Annotated in this window: 18 protein-coding genes; 10 read left to right on the top strand and 8 right to left on the bottom strand. The window is 65.1% G+C overall.

From position 1 onward, the window contains the following. The first annotated feature begins 2 nt into the window (after nt 1-2). Both AC1MH0_RS09115 and AC1MH0_RS09110 read left to right on the top strand, forming a co-directional pair. A complete protein-coding gene (locus AC1MH0_RS09115) occupies nt 3-563 on the top strand; it encodes a GDSL-type esterase/lipase family protein (RefSeq protein WP_480965602.1) in 561 nt (186 codons plus the stop codon). 61 nt (nt 564-624) lie between these two features. Further along, complete coding sequence (locus AC1MH0_RS09110) at nt 625-1,128, top strand: TIGR02594 family protein (protein ID WP_480965601.1); 504 nt, start codon at nt 625-627, stop codon at nt 1,126-1,128. 103 nt (nt 1,129-1,231) lie between these two features. Here the strand turns inward: AC1MH0_RS09110 and AC1MH0_RS09105 are convergent, their stop codons facing one another. The 3 genes from AC1MH0_RS09105 to AC1MH0_RS09095 all read right to left on the bottom strand — a co-directional run bounded on the left by AC1MH0_RS09105 (nt 1,232) and on the right by AC1MH0_RS09095 (nt 3,463). Then, nucleotides 1,232-1,450, bottom strand: coding sequence for a hypothetical protein (locus AC1MH0_RS09105; protein ID WP_426279879.1), 219 nt, complete (start codon nt 1,448-1,450; stop codon nt 1,232-1,234). Between the two features lie 94 nt (nt 1,451-1,544). After that, on the bottom strand, nt 1,545-2,642 hold the full coding sequence (locus AC1MH0_RS09100; RefSeq protein WP_480965600.1) for an alpha/beta fold hydrolase: 1,098 nt from the start codon (nt 2,640-2,642) through the stop codon (nt 1,545-1,547). Between the two features lie 131 nt (nt 2,643-2,773). Next, the gene (locus AC1MH0_RS09095) at nt 2,774-3,463 is read right to left on the bottom strand and encodes a DUF2490 domain-containing protein (protein ID WP_480965599.1); all 690 of its coding nucleotides are present in this window, start codon (nt 3,461-3,463) and stop codon (nt 2,774-2,776) included. Between the two features lie 181 nt (nt 3,464-3,644). On the opposite strand from AC1MH0_RS09095, the gene AC1MH0_RS09090 reads away from it, so the two are divergent. Together AC1MH0_RS09090 and AC1MH0_RS09085 are read left to right on the top strand one after the other, a co-directional pair. After that, the gene (locus tag AC1MH0_RS09090; protein ID WP_480965598.1) at nt 3,645-4,484 is read left to right on the top strand and encodes an RMD1 family protein; all 840 of its coding nucleotides are present in this window, start codon (nt 3,645-3,647) and stop codon (nt 4,482-4,484) included. 182 nt (nt 4,485-4,666) lie between these two features. Beyond that, nucleotides 4,667-5,731 (top strand): NAD(P)H-dependent flavin oxidoreductase, encoded by a 1,065-nt coding sequence (locus AC1MH0_RS09085; protein ID WP_480965712.1) that lies wholly within the window; start codon nt 4,667-4,669, stop codon nt 5,729-5,731. A 330-nt stretch (nt 5,732-6,061) separates the two neighbouring features. On the opposite strand, the gene AC1MH0_RS09080 is transcribed toward AC1MH0_RS09085, so the two are convergent. Then, nucleotides 6,062-6,220 (bottom strand): hypothetical protein, encoded by a 159-nt coding sequence (locus AC1MH0_RS09080; RefSeq protein WP_480965597.1) that lies wholly within the window; start codon nt 6,218-6,220, stop codon nt 6,062-6,064. Nucleotides 6,221-6,935: 715 nt separating this feature from the next. Here AC1MH0_RS09080 and AC1MH0_RS09075 point away from each other — a divergent pair. Beyond that, on the top strand, nt 6,936-8,063 hold the full coding sequence (locus AC1MH0_RS09075; protein WP_480965596.1) for an acyltransferase family protein: 1,128 nt from the start codon (nt 6,936-6,938) through the stop codon (nt 8,061-8,063). 104 nt (nt 8,064-8,167) lie between these two features. After that, nucleotides 8,168-9,454 carry a methyltransferase family protein gene (locus tag AC1MH0_RS09070; RefSeq protein WP_480965595.1) on the top strand — a complete coding sequence of 429 codons (1,287 nt, stop codon included), beginning with the start codon at nt 8,168-8,170 and terminating at the stop codon, nt 9,452-9,454. A gap of 110 nt (nt 9,455-9,564) precedes the next feature. On the opposite strand, the gene AC1MH0_RS09065 is transcribed toward AC1MH0_RS09070, so the two are convergent. From AC1MH0_RS09065 to AC1MH0_RS09055, 3 genes are all read right to left on the bottom strand, one after another. Further along, a complete protein-coding gene (locus tag AC1MH0_RS09065) occupies nt 9,565-10,938 on the bottom strand; it encodes a glutamate--cysteine ligase (protein WP_480965594.1) in 1,374 nt (457 codons plus the stop codon). Nucleotides 10,939-11,011: 73 nt separating this feature from the next. After that, on the bottom strand, nt 11,012-11,761 hold the full coding sequence (locus tag AC1MH0_RS09060; RefSeq protein WP_480965593.1) for a 16S rRNA (uracil(1498)-N(3))-methyltransferase: 750 nt from the start codon (nt 11,759-11,761) through the stop codon (nt 11,012-11,014). A 356-nt stretch (nt 11,762-12,117) separates the two neighbouring features. Next, complete coding sequence (locus AC1MH0_RS09055) at nt 12,118-12,279, bottom strand: hypothetical protein (protein WP_480965592.1); 162 nt, start codon at nt 12,277-12,279, stop codon at nt 12,118-12,120. Nucleotides 12,280-12,362: 83 nt separating this feature from the next. Between AC1MH0_RS09055 and ubiA the strand changes: the two genes are divergently transcribed. The 4 genes from ubiA (at nt 12,363) to AC1MH0_RS09035 (ending at nt 16,493) form a co-directional block, all read left to right on the top strand. After that, nucleotides 12,363-13,304, top strand: coding sequence for a 4-hydroxybenzoate octaprenyltransferase (gene ubiA, locus AC1MH0_RS09050; protein ID WP_480965591.1), 942 nt, complete (start codon nt 12,363-12,365; stop codon nt 13,302-13,304). A gap of 9 nt (nt 13,305-13,313) precedes the next feature. After that, complete coding sequence (locus AC1MH0_RS09045; RefSeq protein ID WP_480965590.1) at nt 13,314-14,660, top strand: TldD/PmbA family protein; 1,347 nt, start codon at nt 13,314-13,316, stop codon at nt 14,658-14,660. Between the two features lie 43 nt (nt 14,661-14,703). Continuing rightward, nucleotides 14,704-15,468: a 3'(2'),5'-bisphosphate nucleotidase CysQ gene (locus AC1MH0_RS09040; protein ID WP_480965711.1), complete on the top strand. Its 765-nt coding sequence runs from the start codon at nt 14,704-14,706 to the stop codon at nt 15,466-15,468. Nucleotides 15,469-15,617: 149 nt separating this feature from the next. Continuing rightward, entirely contained in the window at nt 15,618-16,493 is an 876-nt protein-coding gene (locus AC1MH0_RS09035) for a hypothetical protein (protein WP_480965589.1), read from the top strand. Between the two features lie 191 nt (nt 16,494-16,684). Here AC1MH0_RS09035 and AC1MH0_RS09030 read toward each other — a convergent pair whose 3' ends face one another. Beyond that, nucleotides 16,685-17,392, bottom strand: a complete 708-nt coding sequence (locus tag AC1MH0_RS09030) for a hypothetical protein (protein WP_480965588.1) — start codon at nt 17,390-17,392, stop codon at nt 16,685-16,687. Nucleotides 17,393-17,397: the final 5 nt, after the last annotated feature.

The following is a 17,397-nucleotide window of genomic DNA, read 5'->3' as shown; positions in this document are numbered from 1 at the left end:
GCATGACGACCGACCGACCCTTGATCCTGGCAATAGGTGACAGCCTGATTGCCGGTTACGGCCTGCAGGCTGCCGATAGTTTTCCCGCACGGTTGCAGGCAGCTCTACAGACGGCATATCCTGGCGCCCGCGTGGTGAACGCCGGGGTGTCGGGCGATACCACTGCCGACGTCCTGCAGCGTTTGCCCCGCCTCTTGTCCGCGCTCAACCAGCGGCCCGTACTCGCGATCGTTCAGGTGGGACCGAATGATGTCCTGCGGCAGATCCCGGTGGCGCGCACGCGGGCGAACCTCGAGCAGATCCTGCTGAGCCTGGGTAGCTGTGGCATCCCCGTGTTGCTGACCACCGTCGACCCCCCGGCGTTCATCCGTGATCGCGCTGTGGCGTATCTGGGCATCCACGCGGCGTTGGCTGCCAAGCATGGCGCGACCGTCTGGCCATTCTTTCCGCCCGGCGTGTTGGGACATTCCGATATGGTACTGGCGGATCAGGTGCATCCCAACGCCGCGGCGATCGCAGCGGTGGTCGCGGCGATCCTGCCGACCGTGAAGCGGATGCTGTAGTGCCCGTGTTCGAGCGCAACCACGGGCGTTCCCAGATTTTAGCTTTGAGGCCGAGTAAGTCATGGTGACGGAGCCCAAATGGTTGAAAGCCGCGCGCGCGAAGCTGGGCACGAAGGAAGCTGCCGGATCGGCCAACAGCGCGACGATCCTGGGGTGGGCGAAGCGGCTGGGGATGAAGGTCCTCGGGATGGTCTACAACGCCGACAGCGTCCCGTGGTGCGGGGTGTTCGTTGCCTATTGTCTTCAGGAAGACGGTATCGAGCCGGCCGCTATCGCGGTGCGCGCAACGTCATGGTCGACATGGGGCTCGGCACTGCGGCCGGAGCGGTTGGCTCCCGGCGCCGTGCTGGTGTTCGAGCGTCCGGGGGGTGGTCATGTCGGGTTCTATGTCGGCGAAGACGCGACCGCGTATCACGTCCTCGGCGGCAATCAGGGCGATACCGTCAGCGTAGCCCGGATCGCCAAGGACCGCTGTATCGCGCGACGATGGCCATCTGGTCGCCCTGTCATCGGCAAGCCGGTCCAGTTGGCGGCGAGGAAGCCGATCTCCACCGACGAGGCCTGATGCGTCGGGCGACGGCCTGACACGCAACCACCTGCTCGCAATGCGACCGATGACGACGGCGGCGGCAGGTCAAATGTGCACGAGCGCGGGCCGTCGCGTCAGCCTACCGGATGCCGAACCCCGCCGTGCTGTTTGCGCCATCGTCGGTTCGCTCGCGACCAGCCAGGACGTTCTCGAGTTCGGCGAGTGAATGCGGCACGTCGATGTGCTGCGCGCCAAGGAACAGGCGTGATCCATCGCCTTCGGGTACCGCGTGGGTCAGCTTGTCGATATCTACCAGCGCCTTGCCCTGCGGCAGGATCTCGATCTGAACAAATCGCATGTCATTTCCCATCTTGCGTCTGACGGCTCGATTGCCACGCAGGCGATAACGCACGGCTGAACTACGCAATTTCTGTCGCCGCGTCCTCCGGCATCTATTCGGTGCGTTGCAGCAGGTCGGCCAGGTCCTGCTTCCAGAACCGGGCGGCGGTGTGGGTGCCGTGCCCGCGCGTGTCGGTGCTCTCGGGAATCATCCGAAATCGCGCGTTCTTCATGCGGGCAACGGCGCGTTGCGGGTAATCGAGATTGCGTGGGTTGATGAAATCGTCGGCCGAGTTGATCCAGGTCGTCGGGGCAGTGATCGCCTCCAGCCGCGACCAAGGCGAGTAGGTCCGCGAGGCATCGAGTTGATACACGAGGTCATTGGCATCCGTCCCGTCGATCGAGGCTGCGACCCGCTGCTCGGCAAAGGCCTCGGCGGCATCGCGCCCGGGATATTGTTTCTGGAAGTAGAGCGGCGCGGCGCCGGCGACGAACAGCAGACTGGCGGCCGTGCGCAGGCCCTGTACCGGTGGCGTCCGGTACTCGCCGCCTGCCCAGGCCGGATCGGCCTTGATCCCGTCGATCGCGAGCTTGCGCCACATGCGGTTCAGCCCGGCTATCTCGACAGGTTCGCAGGCGAGCGGCATGAGCGCACGGGCGAACTCGGGGTGCGTCTCGCCCCAGATCAGGCTGTGCATGCAGCCCATCGACGTTCCCATGATCAGCCGCATGTGGCGGATGCCCAGGCCGTCGTGGAGCAGCCGGTACTGCGCCTCGACCATGTCGTCATAATCATAGTGCGGGAACCGCATGTGCAGCCCGTCGGACGGTTTCGAGGATTTGCCGTGCCCGATCCCGTCGGGAAGGATAATCCAGTAGCGCGTGATGTCCAGCGGCTGACCCGGGCCGTAGAGTTCGTCGGCGAACTGCGGGCTGAGGAACTGGCGGCCGGTGCCACCCGTACCGTGCAGGACCATCACCGCATTGTCGATTTCACCCCGTGCATTCCGGTGCGGGTGCCCCAGCGTCGTATAGTTGAGGCGCAGTTCCGGCAGAGTTTCGCCCGAGCGGAAGCGGAAGCGGCGGACCGTGAACTGCGCGTCGCGTGCCGGCCATTTCGACGTGGACGGGGCGGTCTTGACCGCGGGGGTAAGCGGCGGCGTCTGGGTGGCGGCGGCCTGAAGAAGCAAGAGCGAGAGCAGGAACGACATGACCTATCGTTGCGTCTAAGCGGACCGCGCGCAAGTGGTGTCCTGATACATAGCGGTGAACGTTCGGAGGCAGGGCATTCGACGATGACGCGGCAATTCGAGTTCGGGACCTACGTTTCAGCGCGAGGACCTCAATCGTGAAGGCCCGCCACGCCAAGTGTCCCCAGGTTCAAGGTAAGCTGCAGGTTCAGCGCATTGTCCATCTGGGCGCGTGCGCCACCGCGCGCGAACCGGTACTGGTTGAGATAGCCGACATCGGCCGTCACCGCCTTGCCGATCGGGAAGGCCAGCCCGACGATGTTGCGCATCCGCTCATACCCGGCGCGCTGGCCCCAGGTCGTACTGTTCGGCAGGAAAAAGCTTTCGTGGCTGACGAACAAGGCCAATCGCTTGGGTCCGATCGGCAAATTGTATCGCAACAACGGGCGGATCCGGAAGCCGATCTCGCTACCGTCCGGGTTGAAGCGTTCGTCGAGTCGCAACCGCCCGGCGAAGCGCCCGCTGGTGACCACGATCTGCTGGCGGAGCCGGTCCTCGTCAGGCCCGAGGTTGCGACTGTGAAATCCGACATGGCGGTATCCGAATCCGAGTTCGACGCCCTTGGCCAACTGCCAGCCGAGAAGCGCACCGAACTCGGTGGTGTAGATCCCGTCCTGGCGGTCGCTGGTCCGCGCAATCTCCTCCAGCGTCACCCGCAATTTGGGTGCGATGGGAACGACCACGTTGAGCTGCTCCCACGCCTGCGTATCCTGTTGCTGTGCCCAGGCGGGGGCGGCAACCAGAAACAGCGGCAAAACCGCCAAGGATGAAGCGCGATACATCGCATGGTGTTGGCACGGCTTTGCCGATGCAGGCAATGGACTGGCGCCGCCTCGGTCCTTTTCATCGATTGCATGCCTGGCAACAATCGTGTGACGCTACGTGTAGCTCGGCAGCCGCTAAATCGGTCGCGAGACGATGTGTCTGAAACTGATAAGGCCGGTCCCATGGTTGTGACGCGACATGGTTGAAGGCGGATCGCTGCGAACGATAAGCGTCGGGATCAGGGAGGTGCTGGGTGCACCCCTGCCTGGCGAACCCGCCAGGGGCGACGTGCGAGCGCTTCTGCTGGGTACGCGTATCGATACCCGCAATTTGCAGGACTTCGCGGAGCCCGAAACCCTCAACCTGTCGGGGGTCGGGGCCGCGTTCGTCTTTCGCTACGGTGTCCTAGTGCTGATCGGGGCGGCGGTCGAAACCGAGCGTCGGTTCATCGAAACCCTGTCCGAGCACATCATCGATCCCTTGGCCACGCCCGAAACGGAAACCGCCTGGATCGAGATTTCCGCGGACCGCGAGGAGACGGTCAGTGCAGACGGACACATACGATTGAAGGAGGCGTCACGGGAACGCTTGTTGCTGACGGCCACCGTCGTCGCCCGGAGCGTTGTCCTCGCGCGGGATGAAGGCCGTATTGCCGAAGCATTCGATCGCGTGGAGCCGCTCATCAACGAACTGCGCATCCACGGTCGTGCGGTGATGCCGATCCGCCGCGTCATGCAGAGCATCGGTGACGTTCTCGCCGCGCAGCACCGCGTCGTCGGCCGGGCACAGATCTCCGAGAAGCCGGACCTGCTCTGGGATCATCCCGAACTCGACCGGCTTTACGGACGCCTCGAAGCCGAGTTCGAACTGGGCGACCGCGCACGTGCCATGGAACGCAAGCTCGAGGTCATCGGCGACGCTGCCGAATGGCTGCTCGACCTGGTGCAGGACAAGCGCTCGCTGCGGCTCGAGCTTGCCGTGATCGGGCTGATCGCCTTCGAGGTGATCCTTAACATCTATGAGTTATGGCGTCATTGACGAAGCGGCGCAGAATCGCGTTCGGAAAGCCGGAAAACGGCTTCGGACGTCGTTTCGGAAAACTCGGATGGGTACGAGGCGGCGACGGGACTATTTTCGATTGGCAGTCTTCCACCTGTCGCCGTTCCCATGGCGTCCGGCAACGTTCATAGGTGACCGTCAATTCACGGAATACCATGCCCATGAACCTCCTGGATCATCTCAAGCTGACGATGCCGCTGATACAGGCGCCAATGGCGGGGGTGTCCACGCCCTTGCTGGCGGCGTGCGTATCCAATGCGGGCGGCCTCGGTTCGATCGGCGTCGGCGCAACCGACGCGGTCGGCGCACGAACCATGATCGAGGAACTGCGCGGCCGGACCGATCGCGCCTTCAACGTCAACGTGTTCGTCCATGACCGCCCGAAGCCGGACCCCGGCCGCGAAGCGTTATGGCTTGAAGGACTGGCGCCGGTTTTCGCCGAGTACGGCGCAGCAGCCCCGACGGCACTGCAGACCATCTACAAGAGCTTCAACGATGATCCCGACATGCTGGCGATGCTTCTCGACACGGCCCCGCCCGTCGTCAGCTTCCACTTCGGGCTGCCGTCCGCCGACGTGATCGCGGCGCTGCGGAAGCGCGACATCGTCCTGATGGCGACGGCGACCAGCATTGACGAAGCGACCGCGATCGAGGCCGCGGGGCTCGACGCGATCGTCGCCCAAGGCATCGAGGCTGGCGGCCATCGCGGCGTCTTCGATCCCGCCGCGCGCGACGATGCGCTCGGCATGGCTGTCCTGACGCGGCTGTTGGTCCGGCAGGGCGGACTGCCGATCGTGTCGGCCGGCGGGATCATGGATGGCGCAGGAATCGCTGCCGCGCTCGATCTCGGCGCCGTCGCTGCGCAATTAGGCACTGCGTTCATCGCCTGCCCGGAATCCAGCGCGGACGAGGCCTATCGTGCAGCCCTTGTCGGGCCGGGTGGGAATCATACGACGCTGACCGCATTGATCTCCGGACGCCCGGCGCGCGCGCTGGCCAATCGTTTTACCGCGCTCGACGATCGGCTTGAGGGGCGCGCTCCGCCGGACTATCCGATCGCCTACGATGCCGGAAAGGCGTTGCACGCTGCGGCAAAAGTCCACGGCGAACACGGCTTCGGCGCGCAATGGGCCGGGCAGGGTGCGCCGCTCGCACGCGTGATATCGGCTACGCAGTTGGTCGAAACGCTTCGAGCCGAACTGGAACACTGCTTGGCCGGGCGTTAGCCCATTGACCGTGCCACCTTGCGTGTTCCATCCGCTAGGGCAGGCGCGTCGTTAGGACTCGCGGCCATAGCGCGACGAGAGACAGCGAAGTCCCAGGTCGACCCCTACGGATGCATCTTTCTTCGGATCGTCACCCCGGCCGTAGCCCCGAATACTCCGCCATGCCCATTCGAGGCATCACGCGATAATCGCTGGGACATCGCGATGTCTCCAATCACGCCGTAACGAACGACGTGACCCCGCGATTGATCGGGCGGTCCTGCAGGACCCGGGACAGGACGTACGCGCACTCGTGATCGACGGCTAACGGCTGCGCGAACATCGCTTTCCTCAGTGCTTGACGACGTTCTTCTCCCATTCCGCCTGCTGTTTTTCGTGGCGGATACGCCGCGCCAGACGGCGCTGTTCCTGTCTGCCGTGCCGTCGCGATCGCTCGAGATGAAAGGCAACAGCAAGCGCTAGAAGGATGAGGAGGACCTTCACCAGCATTGTTCGACTCCGATACATTGCGCCGCAACATATACCCGAATCGAGCCTATTCGTGACCCTCGCCTGGCGGCATAGTATGCACGCGCCGTCTGGTAACGACGTGCCGGACTAACATCGCATCCTCGATCCACAGCCAAGTCGGGCACCGCTCGCAATCGCTAGAACGACCACGCCGAGCTTGGTTACCACGCCCGATCGTCGATGCATTCTGCGCAAAGTCTCGCCTCGACGTGGCAATCTGCGTCACAGACGCGGCACCGTCCTCCCTGGGGACACGACCCACTGGCTTGTCGAACACTCACATCCACGAGTTGCCGATGAAAAATACTATTAATCATTGAAATAAGGCGATTTAATAAAATTCCGAACATAAATTTCGTCTGGTTTGTGCGCAGCCCCCTGTCAACTCCACCGTATGACACTGGCAACCAGCTTGGGATTGCCGTCAATCGTAGATCGTCGCCGCGGAAAATATCGATCGCGATCAATCAGATAACAGGCGCGACTGCCGATAATAGTAACAATATCTATGGCGCATAATTCAAAATGGTTGGACGTTATTCATATCGAATCCATAATGACCGTAATATTATTAGTTACTGAAATGATTGCCAAAATTAGGCTGGGCGCGATATTGCGACGATGTAACAAGTCGTATTTCATTGCCGGGTAATAAACGGTTTGTTAATCGGCGGCCTTAATCAAAGGGCGTTGTGTGGAATTGTCAGGAAAGCCAAAGCGTTTTGGCCATCATAACAACGGGTTCGGTGCGTTACGCCTGATATTCGCGTCGATGGTCGTTTTGGCGCATACGCCGGAATTGATCGACGGTAATCGGAGCCAGGAATTACTGACCCGCCTCTTCGGAACGATCTCGTTCGGCGAGCTGGCGGTAAACTGCTTCTTCATCGTAAGCGGCTACCTGATATCGGCGAGTTACCTCAACAGCCCAAGCGCAGGGTCATACCTCAGCAAACGTGTCGCCCGAATATATCCGGGCTTCATCGTCGCATTTGCGATTTGCGCATTCGTCGTCGCGCCCTTGGGCGGAGCGATCCCGAATTTCGACGTCCGTTCGCTCGGCCGATTGATGATCGACTGCCTGCTGCTTCAGCCACCGGCCATCGCCACGGCGTTTCCGGGATCGCCGTATCCCATGCTGAACGGCTCGCTGTGGACTATCGCCTATGAGTTCCGTTGTTACCTGCTGGTGATCGCGCTCGGTTTTCTGGGAATACTCAGGCGCGGACGTTGGCTGTTGGGACTGACCGTCGTCTGCCTGATCCTGACCTGCGTCGTTCCGGTGCCCGACGCGGTAGCTTGGCACCCCACCCCGGTCGCCTCCGACGCTTACTTCTATTCGCTGAACGACCTGCGAATTACCGCGGTGGGTAGTCCGAGGCAGGAGTTCCGACTACTCGCGGCGTTTCTCGCCGGCGCGACCTTCTATGCGTATCGGTCGACCATCAAATTCACCAATCCGCTCTTGATGGTTGCAGCCGTCGGATTTGTTGCCTCGCTCTTCGTTGCAAGCGTGGCGATCGCCGGGACGATCGTCTTCGGCGCGTACCTGATCTTCGCGGTCGCCGAGAAGAGCGGTTCGGGCATTCTGAGCCGCGTTAATAACGAAAACGACGTATCCTACGGGCTCTATCTCTACGCTTGGCCGGTGACGAAACTGCTTCACTGGTATGTCCCCAGTCTGTCCCTGCCCGTGATGATCGTCGCGACGTGGCTGATCGCCTTGGCGTTGGGTTGGGCAAGCTGGTTGATCGTCGAGAAGCCCGTCATGCAGTGGATGCGGTCGAGGAAAACTGGCGTCCCAGCGCGAGTTGCCCTCTAAGTTCGGAGCGTTTGCTGCCATTGCCGATGACCCGGGGTGGGGATGATCCTGGTTCAGAATGGATCGGTAAACATGCTTCATGGCTTGCTTACCAATCCGCGTTAATGACCGCGGTTATGGATCACGACGCGCAGCTTTCCGGAACGGCCGGGACCGACCCTCGTCCGCGGTCGGCCGTCAGCCACGGTGCGGGCTTCTCGGGTCTCGTAGGCGTGCTCGCCTGGATCGCCCTTGCGCGCCATTTCGGCATGGACGGGCCGTACTCGGCGCTCGTCAACGTCGCCGCGTGCGGATTGCCGATGGTCGTCTGGTCGTTGCTGGTGGACAAGGTCCACCGCAGCCCGACCACCGGGATCGACTGGTCGGCCGCCAAACCCTGGCGCGAGACGCTGGACCTGAGCTTGACGAAACTCGCTGGGCTGTGGGCGACCTGGGCGGGGATCGCGGTGATCTACGGCACGGGGCGGTTTTATTGGGAGGGCAATTTCGCGTTCGCGATGTGGTGCTTCACCAACGCCGCACCGATCCTGTTCGTGCTGTCGATCCCGTATGTGCTGTGGATCGACCGCTATCTGGTTGAGCCTCGCGATGGCGCGTGGCATCTCGGCGCGTGGCTGACGGGGCAGGCGGGCGTCGAACGGGAGGCGATCTACGGGCATCTGCGCGCCTGGGGGGTGAAGACGTTCTTCCTCGCCTTCATGCTCGCGATCGTCCCGCCGGGGTTCGGGAACTTCGTCCGCGGCGACGTCTCGTCGGTGTTGCGCGACCCGGTGGCGCTGTCGGGATGGCTGGTGACGCTGATGTTCCTGATCGACGTCGCGTTCGCTACCGTCGGCTATCTGCTGACATTCCGGCCGCTCGATTCCCACATCCGGAGCGCCAACCCGTTCGCCGCGGCGTGGATGCCGGCGCTGATGTGCTATCCGCCGTTCATCCTGATGACCACGGGCGGCCCGCTCGATTATCATCCGGGCACGTCGGATTGGGCCTACTGGTTCCAGGAGCATCCGATTCTGCTGGCGCTGATCGGCGCGGTGCTGGTGGGGCTGACCGCGATCTATGCCTGGGCGACGATGGCATTCGGCTTCCGCTTCTCGAACCTGACCAACCGGGGGATCCTGACGCACGGGCCGTATGCGGTATCGCGTCACCCGGCGTATCTGTCGAAGAACCTGTTCTGGTGGATCTCGACGATCCCCGTTTTGACGCTGGGCAGCGTCGTCGACGCGGCGCGTGCGACGCTGCTGATGGCGGCGGTCAGCGGAGTCTATTATTGGCGCGCGAAAACGGAGGAGCGGCATCTAAAGCTCGACCCGGATTATCGCGTGTATTTCGACTGGATGACGCGCAACGGGTTCGTCCCGCGGCTGTTCGCACGGTTGCGCGGCTAATCCCCCTCCCGCTTGCGGGAGGGGTTAGGGGAGGGGCTGTTCTACGCCTCTAGCGCGACGTCCGCGGCCAAGCCCTCCCCCAACCCCTCCCGTAAACGGGAGGGGAGCAGTTAGAAGCTGGCTTCGTCGTAGACCTTCGAGACGTCGCCGTTCCAGACGCCGTTATAGCGCTCCAGCAGCACCTCGGCCGGCACCTTGCCGCTCCGCACGATCTCGCGCAGCGGATCGAGAAAGCCGGTCTCGTTGTCGCCCGCGCGATTGAACCGCGCCCGCGCCGACAACCCGGCGCCGGCGATATCGAGCGCTTCACCCGCAATATCGCGCAGCTTGCCGCCGCCCGCGATCGGCGCGTTCAGCCCCAGCTTCGGTACCGCATCGCGCAACGCCTGACGCTCGTCGATCGTCCAGTCCTTGACCAAGTCCCACGCCGCATCGAGCGCACCCTGATCGTACAGCAACCCGACCCACAGCGCCGGCAGCGCGCAGATCCGGTTCCAAGGGCCCCCATCCGCGCCACGCATCTCGAGGAAGGTCTTCAACCGGACCTCGGGGAAAGCGGTCGACAGATGATCGGTCCAGTCGTCGAGCGTCGGCTTCTCGCCCGGCAAAATGCTCAGTTCGCCCTTCAGGAAGTCGCGGAACGACAGCCCGGCGGCATCGATATACTTGCCCTCGCGGTAGACGAAGTACATCGGCACATCGAGCGCGTATTCGGCGTAGCGCTCGTAGCCGAAGCCATCCTCGAACACGAACGGCAGCATGCCGGTACGGTGCGGATCGGTGTCCGACCAGATATGGCTGCGATACGACAGCATGCCGTTGGGCTTGCCTTCGGTGAACGGCGAGTTGGCGAACAGCGCGGTCGCGAGCGGCTGGAGCGCGAGCCCGACGCGGAACTTCTTCACCATGTCCGCCTCGGACGCATAGTCCAGGTTCACCTGGATCGTGCAGGTCCGCAGCATCATGTCGAGCCCCATGCTGCCGACGCGCGGCATGTGCCGCAGCATGATCGCATAGCGCCCCTTGGGCATCGTCGGCAGTTCGGCGCGCGTCTTGTCCGGCCACATGCCGAGCCCGAGGAAGCCGATGCCGAGCTTCTCGCCCGCGGCCTTCACCTGCTCCAGATGACGCCCGGTCTCGGCGCAGGTCTCGTGCAGCGAATCAAGCGGCGCGCCGGACAGTTCGAACTGGCCCGCGGGTTCCAGGCTGATGCTGCCGTCCGGGCCCGACATGGCGATCGCGTTGCCGCCCTCCATGACCGGCTTCCAGCCATATTGCTCCAGCTCGCCTAGCAGGGCGCGGATGCCGCTCGGCTCGTCGTACGACGGCGCGTGGTGATCGCCGTTCGCATAGACGAACTTCTCGTGCTCGGTACCGATCCGCCACGCATCCTTCGGCTTTTCGCCGCCCGCGAAGCTGGCGATCAACTGGTCGCGCGACTCGATCGTCGGGCTGGTCTTTTTCGGAGCGGGAATCGTCGTCATCGCCGCGCCTTACGCGTCGATGAACGAGGGTGCTAGAGGGGATTCGGACCAATCGGTAGCAATGTCGTATCGATCATTCGCCGCGCCAATCTCCCGCCGCCGCCATCCACAGCGTAACCGCCGCGCCGGCCGCGGTTTCGGCGCGAAGAATCCGTGGCCCCAACCCGATCCCGACCGCATTCGGATGCGCGCGAATCGCCTCGCGTTCGTCGGTATCGAAGCCGCCCTCGGGTCCGATCAGGATCGCCGCCGGGCCCGGTCGCCCGCGCATCGCTTCCAATGCCGGCACGCCGCCGGTCTCGTCGGCAAAGAACAGCGCGCGATCCACGGGCCAATCCCGCAGCAACGCGGCGAGCTTCACCGGCTCGGCCACCTCGGGCAGCGCGGTGCGCCCGCATTGCTCGGCCGCCTCGATCATCTGCGTGCGCAGGCGCTCGGTATTGGGCTTGTCGACGATCGTCCGCCGCGTGACCACCGGCACAAGCCGCGCGACGCCCAGTTCGCACGCCTTCTCCGCCATCCAGTCGACGCGGCCCTTCTTGAGCGGCGCGGCGCACAGCCACAGATCGGGCACATCCTCGCGCGGCCGCAGCAATTCGGTGACGTCGAGCACCAGATCCCGCCTGCCGACGCTCGACGCCACCCCGAGCCATTCGCCGGTCCGGTCGTCGAACAGCTTCACCGGATCCCCGATCTTCATCCGCATCACCCCGACTAGATAATGCGCCGCCGGCCCATCGACGTGGAGCGGACCGGCCGCGAGCGGCGTATCGACGAAGAGGCGCGGCGTGGATTGCGGCGGCCAGGCTGGGGTTGCAGGCATAAGCTCGGCCCTAGCAAATCCTCCCCGGCACGGGGAGGGGGACTAGCGAAGCTGGTGGAGGGGGGCTTCCACAGGCGTCACGCCAGCGTTCAGCGTCTTCCACAAGGGTTGCGGCGCGTATCCCGCCCTCCGCCAGTGTTCCGCTCGCGGCGATCCCCCTCCACCCTTCGCCGATGGCGAACCCCTCCCCTTGCCGGGGAGGATGGCACTTCTCGCTCCCCTCCCTGGAAGGGAGGGGCTGGGGGTGGGTAGGCTCGTAATTGCCGCCACGTCCGCCAAGCAGCCGACCCACCCCCGACCCCTCCCTTTCAGGGAGGGGAGTAGACTAGCGCTTCCGGTCCACGCAAAAACTCGGTTCAAGGTTTCCGCCGCGCCCACATTTTTCGCGCGATCACCCAAGCCACAACCAGGACCACAACGCCAAGGATCAACACCCCCGCAACCGCCCCCGCGACCCGGAAGATCCCCCAGAACAGCGCCTCGACGAAGCGGCCGACCGCCACCGAAAGGCCGATCATGCTGGAGGGTCCGAACGCGTCACGCCCCACCGGTACCCGGCAAAGGCTTGCGCGCCAAACCCCGTCTTCCTACGCCCACCGCCATGCAGACCAAGCCGAGCCCGATGGACATCGTCCCCGACAGCGAACACCGGGGCTTGGTCGGTCGCCTCCCGCCGACCCTCCGCGGCCTCGCGCTGCTCGCCCGCTTCGACCGCCCGATCGGCTGGTGGCTGCTGTTCTGGCCAGGCGCCTGGGGAGTCGCGCTAGCCGGCGGCGCGGTGCAGCGCTGGGACCTGATCCTCTGGCTCCTGCTCGGCAGCATCGCGATGCGCGGTGCAGGCTGCGTCTTCAACGACATCGTCGACCGCGACCTGGACGCGCAGGTCGCGCGCACCCGCGCCCGCCCGATCCCGAGCGGCCTCGTCTCGATCAAGCTGGCCTGGCTCTGGCTCGTCGCGCTCTGCCTGATCGGGTTCGCCGTCCTGCTGCAACTCACCTTCTTCGCCGCGATCGTCGCGCTCGCCAGCCTCGCGCCGGTCGCCGCCTACCCGTTCATGAAGCGCATCACCTGGTGGCCGCAGGCGTGGCTCGGCATCGTCTTCTCCTGGGCGCTACTGGTCGGCTGGAGCGACATCGCCGGCGCGCTCGATACGCCGATGTGGCTGCTCTACGCCGGGTCGATCGCGTGGGTGATCGGCTACGACACGATCTACGCGCTGCAGGACCGCGAGGACGACGCGATGATCGGCATCCGCTCGTCCGCGCTCCGCATGGGCGCGCACGTGAAGGCTGGCGTCGGCATCTTCTACGTCGCCGCCTTCGCTTTTTGGGCCGCGGCCTTCTGGCAAGTCCGCCCCGACCCGCTCGCGATCGCCGCGCTCGTCCCCGTCGCGCTCCACCTCGCATGGCAGGTCGTCACGCTCAAACCCGACACGCACGAAGGCGCCGGCATCGCCGCGCTCGCTCGTTTCCGCGCGAACCGTTTCGCCGGACTGCTCATGTTCCTCGCCTGCGTGGTTGTCGGCACGAGCCTGCATCCCTAACTCGCTGATATGCTGACCCCAGACCAAGCCCGCGACCGCGCCCACGACATCGTCCAGCGCGCGAAGGCGGCGGGTGCCGACGCCGCCGACGCGGTCTTCGCCGCCGACGCCGCGCTCGACGTGTCGATCCGCCTCGGCAAGCTCGAGGATATCGGCCGTTCCGAGAGCGAGGACCTCGGCCTGCGCGTGTTCGTCGGCCAGCGTTCCGCCAGCGTCTCCACCTCCGACCTGTCGACCGCCGCGATGGATGCGCTGGTCGAACGCGCGGTCGCGATGGCGCGCGAGGCCCCTGAAGACCCCTGGGCAGGTCTGGCCCCCGCCGAACGCCTGCTCCACGGCATCACCCCGATGCTCGGCCTCGACGACGGCGGCGAAGCCAGCCCCGAGCAACTCCGCGACGCCGCACTCGAAGCCGAAGACGCCGCCCGCGCCGTCCCCGGCGTCTCGAACAGCGAAGGCGGCGGCGCCAGCGCCTCGCGCAGCGTCTGGGCCTTGGCCACCAGCCACGGGTTCGCCGGCGCCTATGCCGCGACCGGCTACGGCGTGTCGGCCAGCGTGCTCGCAGGCGAAGGCGGCAACATGCAGCGCGACTACGCGCACAGCAGCGCCCGCCTCCGCGCGCATCTCGAATCTCCCGAAGCGATCGGCCGTCGCGCCGGCGAACAGGCGGTCGCACGCCTCAATCCCGGTCGCCTCGTCAGCGGGCCTACCACAATCGTCTACGACCGCCGCGTCGGCGGATCGCTGGTTGGTCACATGCTCGGCGCGATCTCGGGGCAGGCGATCACGCGGAAAACGAGCTTCCTGCTCGACTCGCTCGGCAGTCAGGTCTTCGCGCACAGCATCACCATCCGCGACGATCCGCATCGCCCGCACGGGCTGCGCTCGCGTCCGTTCGACGGCGAGGGCCTGCCTGTCTCGCCGAGCGACATCATCGAGAACGGCATGCTCGAACGCTGGCTGCTCGACTCCGCCTCGGCACGCCAGCTCGGCCTCGAACCGACCGGCCACGCCGCGCGCGGTGTCGGCGGCGGGCCTGGCGTATCGACCAGCAACGTCTTTATGGAGCCGGGCCACGTACCCCTCGAAACGCTGATCGCCGACATAGAGTCGGGCGTCTACGTCACCGAACTGATGGGCGGCGGCGCGAACGGCGTGACCGGCGATTACAGCCGTGGCGCAGCGGGCTTCCGCATCGAGAACGGCCAGATCACCACGCCCGTCGCCGAGTTCACGATCGCCGGCAACGTCAAGGACATGTTCCTCGCGATGACCCCCGCCAACGACCTCGAATTCCGCTACGGCGTCAATGTGCCGACCCTCCGCGTGGAAGGCATGACGGTGGCGAGTGGCTGAGCGGCGGCGCGGGCCCGAGCGGTCGCCTGAGTGGCTGCGCGCGATGGCCGACGCCGTCGCGGGAATTGCCGCGGAGGCCGGCGCGATGGCGCTCGACCGCTTCGACACCGACTTCCAGCGCTGGGAGAAGACCCCCGGCAGCCCGGTCTGCGAACTCGACATCGCGATCGACCGGATGCTCAAGGCGCGGCTGTCGACCCTGCTCCCCGAAGCCGGCTGGCTCTCCGAGGAAACCGCCGACAACGCCGATCGCCTCGCGCACGACCTGCTCTGGGTGGTCGACCCGATCGACGGCACGCGCGACTATATCCGCGCCAGGCCCGGCTGGTGCGTCTCGGTCGCCTTGGTCGACCGCGGCAAGCCGGTGATTGGTATCCTCGAAGCCCCATCCCGCGACGAACGCTGGCATGCAGTCATAGGGCAGGGTTCGACGCGCAACGGCGTGCCGCTCAAAGCCGGCGACCGCACCGACTTCCCCGGTAGCCGTACGCCCGTAGACGCCCTCCCCAAAGCCGACCGAGACCTCGTCATGGTCCACAAACCCAACTCGATCGCCCTCCGCATAGCGATGGTCGCCGCCGACGAAGCCGACCTCGTCGCCACGCTCCGCTGGGGCAACGAATGGGACATCGCCGCCGCGGTACTCGTCGCAAGCGAAGCGGGGGCGACGGTGAGCGATGCGCTCGGCGCACCGCTGGTGTTCAACAAGCCAAGGCCGCAGGCGTTCGGCGTATTGACGAGCGTGGCGGGCATCCACGCCGCGGCCGTCCAACGGCTGTCCGATCGCGCTCGCGTACAGTTGCAATAGAGACTGGTGGACGCCCGCGTTGGCTGACGGACAAGGTTCAAAACCGGCGCAATACCATTGCCGCGAGGGTACCGCCGGTTGACGCCATGTTGATGCATGCGTTTTATCTGGAGGTCCTCTGATAACGGGAGCGGCGTCGGAGAGAAAATATGTCCCCGTCCGTGTCGATCGCGCTTCTGCTCCAGGCGATAGCGCCTCAAGCCGCGACCGAACCGGGCCCGGTAAAGCCGGACATCGTCGTCGAGGCGCGCAATGAGGCGGTCATCCGTGATTTCGTCAAGCGTCTGGCGGATCCCACGCAGACCCATCAGCTGCCGCGGTGGGATCGGCAAATCTGTACCGGGGTCATTGGCCTCGATACTGCGCAGGCTGAGATGATGAATGACCGGATCGCGCAGGTCGCCAATTCGATCCGTTTGCGAAGTGGCAAGCCAGGGTGTTCGCCGACCATCCTGATCGTGGTGTCGCCACAGGCCGACGCGGTCGCCAAAAGCGTGGCCGACAAATATCCGATCACCTTGCGCAAGGAGGGATCGGCGCGTCTTGACCGTTTCCGTCAGCCAAAGCAGCCGGTTCGGTGGATCGGCACGACGTTCGAGGGTGGCGCGACGAACGCGTCGCCGACGTTGAACGGCTATTTCAAGGATGGCGCACTGCCGTCCGGCGCTTCGTCGGGGTATACCGGCTATGCGACCCGGCTCGGCGCGATCACCCGCGGTATCGTTTCGTCGATGCTCGTGATCGTCGATCCGTCGCAGATCGGGTCGGTCAAGCTAGATGCCTTGTCCGACTATCTGGCGATGGTCGCGCTCGCACGACCGGCGCTGGGGCGTCCGGCGCCTGCGACATCGATCCTGTCGCTGTTCACGACCGCGCCTGCCGCCGCCGCCCCGGCGAGCATCACGCGTTTCGACCAGGACTATCTGCGCGGTCTGTACACGACATCGCCCGATCAGGACGCATCCGGACAGGCGTCGAGCATCGCGAGGAGCATGAAGTCGGAGAAAAACGACGGATCGCACTGATCCGGGCCGACACGACGACCTAGACCCTGCGCTTGCCCTTCGTCCTGCTGGTCAGGTGGAAGTACAGGCATCGGTCGCAGCCATAGGTCCTGAGTGGTACGCGTCCGGCGTTGGCTACCACTAGCGCATCGGTTTCGGAGACGAAGCGCGCCTTGCGGCGGCAGACGCTGAGCCGGGTGCGCTTCACCGTCTCAGTCCTTGTACTTCATCTCCAGGAAGCGGCCGCGCGTTGACAAATTGTCGAGGTCGCCCTGTGCGAGGCGGGCGGTCATCTCGCCGATCTCCTGTTCGATCAGCTTCAGGCCGTCGACCAGCTCGGCGTCGGGCGAGCGACCGTTGCGCGGGGTGGTGCGGAGCGACGCCGGCACCTTCTCGTAATCCTTGACGAAGGCGGGGAGCTGTTCGCCGATCAGTTTTCGGACGTCGACCGCTTCCTGCGTGTTCGCGTCGAGCGTTGCGAGTTGCGGCGTCAGCGTTTCGAGGCGCAGGCCGATCCGGTCGACCAGCGTCATCGCGGGTGCGGGGAGGGCGGGGCGTTGTGCTTCCAGCCAGCGTTCGGTCTGTGCGGGGAGGGCACGGATGTCGACCGCGGCGAGGCGCTCGGGCGTCGGTGCGCGTTCCGCCGGCCAGACCGCGAACAGCACCGTCGCCGCGACCAGCAGCGCCATGACCAGCATCGCGCCGCCGATCCCGAGCGGCACGATCCAGCCGATCACCATCGCCGCGATCAGGATCGAGACGTCCGCGACCGCGATCCGGGTCAGCCGCTTGCTGATCGCCTGCGTCTGCCGCGCCCGCCCCCGCGATGGTGCACGCGCGATGGCGGTGCCCGTCCGGTCGTCCGAAATGCGCGACCAGGAGGCGCGGGCGCTGGCGATGGCGTCGTCGACTTCGCTCACGAGGG

The organism is Sphingomonas sp. AP28, from assembly GCF_056680455.1.
Note: the sequence above shows the minus strand (reverse complement) of the source record. Positions and strands in the feature narration are given on the sequence as shown.

Excerpts from the sequence above, each read along its gene's own strand:
- AC1MH0_RS09115 (WP_480965602.1), top strand. The coding sequence starts at position 3 with ATGACGACCGACCGACCCTTGATCCTGGCAATAGGTGACAGCCTGATT.
- AC1MH0_RS09110 (WP_480965601.1), top strand. The coding sequence starts at position 625 with ATGGTGACGGAGCCCAAATGGTTGAAAGCCGCGCGCGCGAAGCTGGGC.
- AC1MH0_RS09105 (WP_426279879.1), bottom strand. The coding sequence starts at position 1,450 with ATGCGATTTGTTCAGATCGAGATCCTGCCGCAGGGCAAGGCGCTGGTA.
- AC1MH0_RS09100 (WP_480965600.1), bottom strand. The coding sequence starts at position 2,642 with ATGTCGTTCCTGCTCTCGCTCTTGCTTCTTCAGGCCGCCGCCACCCAG.
- AC1MH0_RS09095 (WP_480965599.1), bottom strand. The coding sequence starts at position 3,463 with ATGTATCGCGCTTCATCCTTGGCGGTTTTGCCGCTGTTTCTGGTTGCC.
- AC1MH0_RS09090 (WP_480965598.1), top strand. The coding sequence starts at position 3,645 with ATGGTTGAAGGCGGATCGCTGCGAACGATAAGCGTCGGGATCAGGGAG.
- AC1MH0_RS09085 (WP_480965712.1), top strand. The coding sequence starts at position 4,667 with ATGAACCTCCTGGATCATCTCAAGCTGACGATGCCGCTGATACAGGCG.
- AC1MH0_RS09080 (WP_480965597.1), bottom strand. The coding sequence starts at position 6,220 with ATGCTGGTGAAGGTCCTCCTCATCCTTCTAGCGCTTGCTGTTGCCTTT.
- AC1MH0_RS09070 (WP_480965595.1), top strand. The coding sequence starts at position 8,168 with ATGACCGCGGTTATGGATCACGACGCGCAGCTTTCCGGAACGGCCGGG.
- AC1MH0_RS09065 (WP_480965594.1), bottom strand. The coding sequence starts at position 10,938 with ATGACGACGATTCCCGCTCCGAAAAAGACCAGCCCGACGATCGAGTCG.
- AC1MH0_RS09060 (WP_480965593.1), bottom strand. The coding sequence starts at position 11,761 with ATGCCTGCAACCCCAGCCTGGCCGCCGCAATCCACGCCGCGCCTCTTC.
- AC1MH0_RS09055 (WP_480965592.1), bottom strand. The coding sequence starts at position 12,279 with ATGATCGGCCTTTCGGTGGCGGTCGGCCGCTTCGTCGAGGCGCTGTTC.
- ubiA (WP_480965591.1), top strand. The coding sequence starts at position 12,363 with ATGCAGACCAAGCCGAGCCCGATGGACATCGTCCCCGACAGCGAACAC.
- AC1MH0_RS09045 (WP_480965590.1), top strand. The coding sequence starts at position 13,314 with ATGCTGACCCCAGACCAAGCCCGCGACCGCGCCCACGACATCGTCCAG.
- AC1MH0_RS09040 (WP_480965711.1), top strand. The coding sequence starts at position 14,704 with ATGGCCGACGCCGTCGCGGGAATTGCCGCGGAGGCCGGCGCGATGGCG.
- AC1MH0_RS09035 (WP_480965589.1), top strand. The coding sequence starts at position 15,618 with ATGTCCCCGTCCGTGTCGATCGCGCTTCTGCTCCAGGCGATAGCGCCT.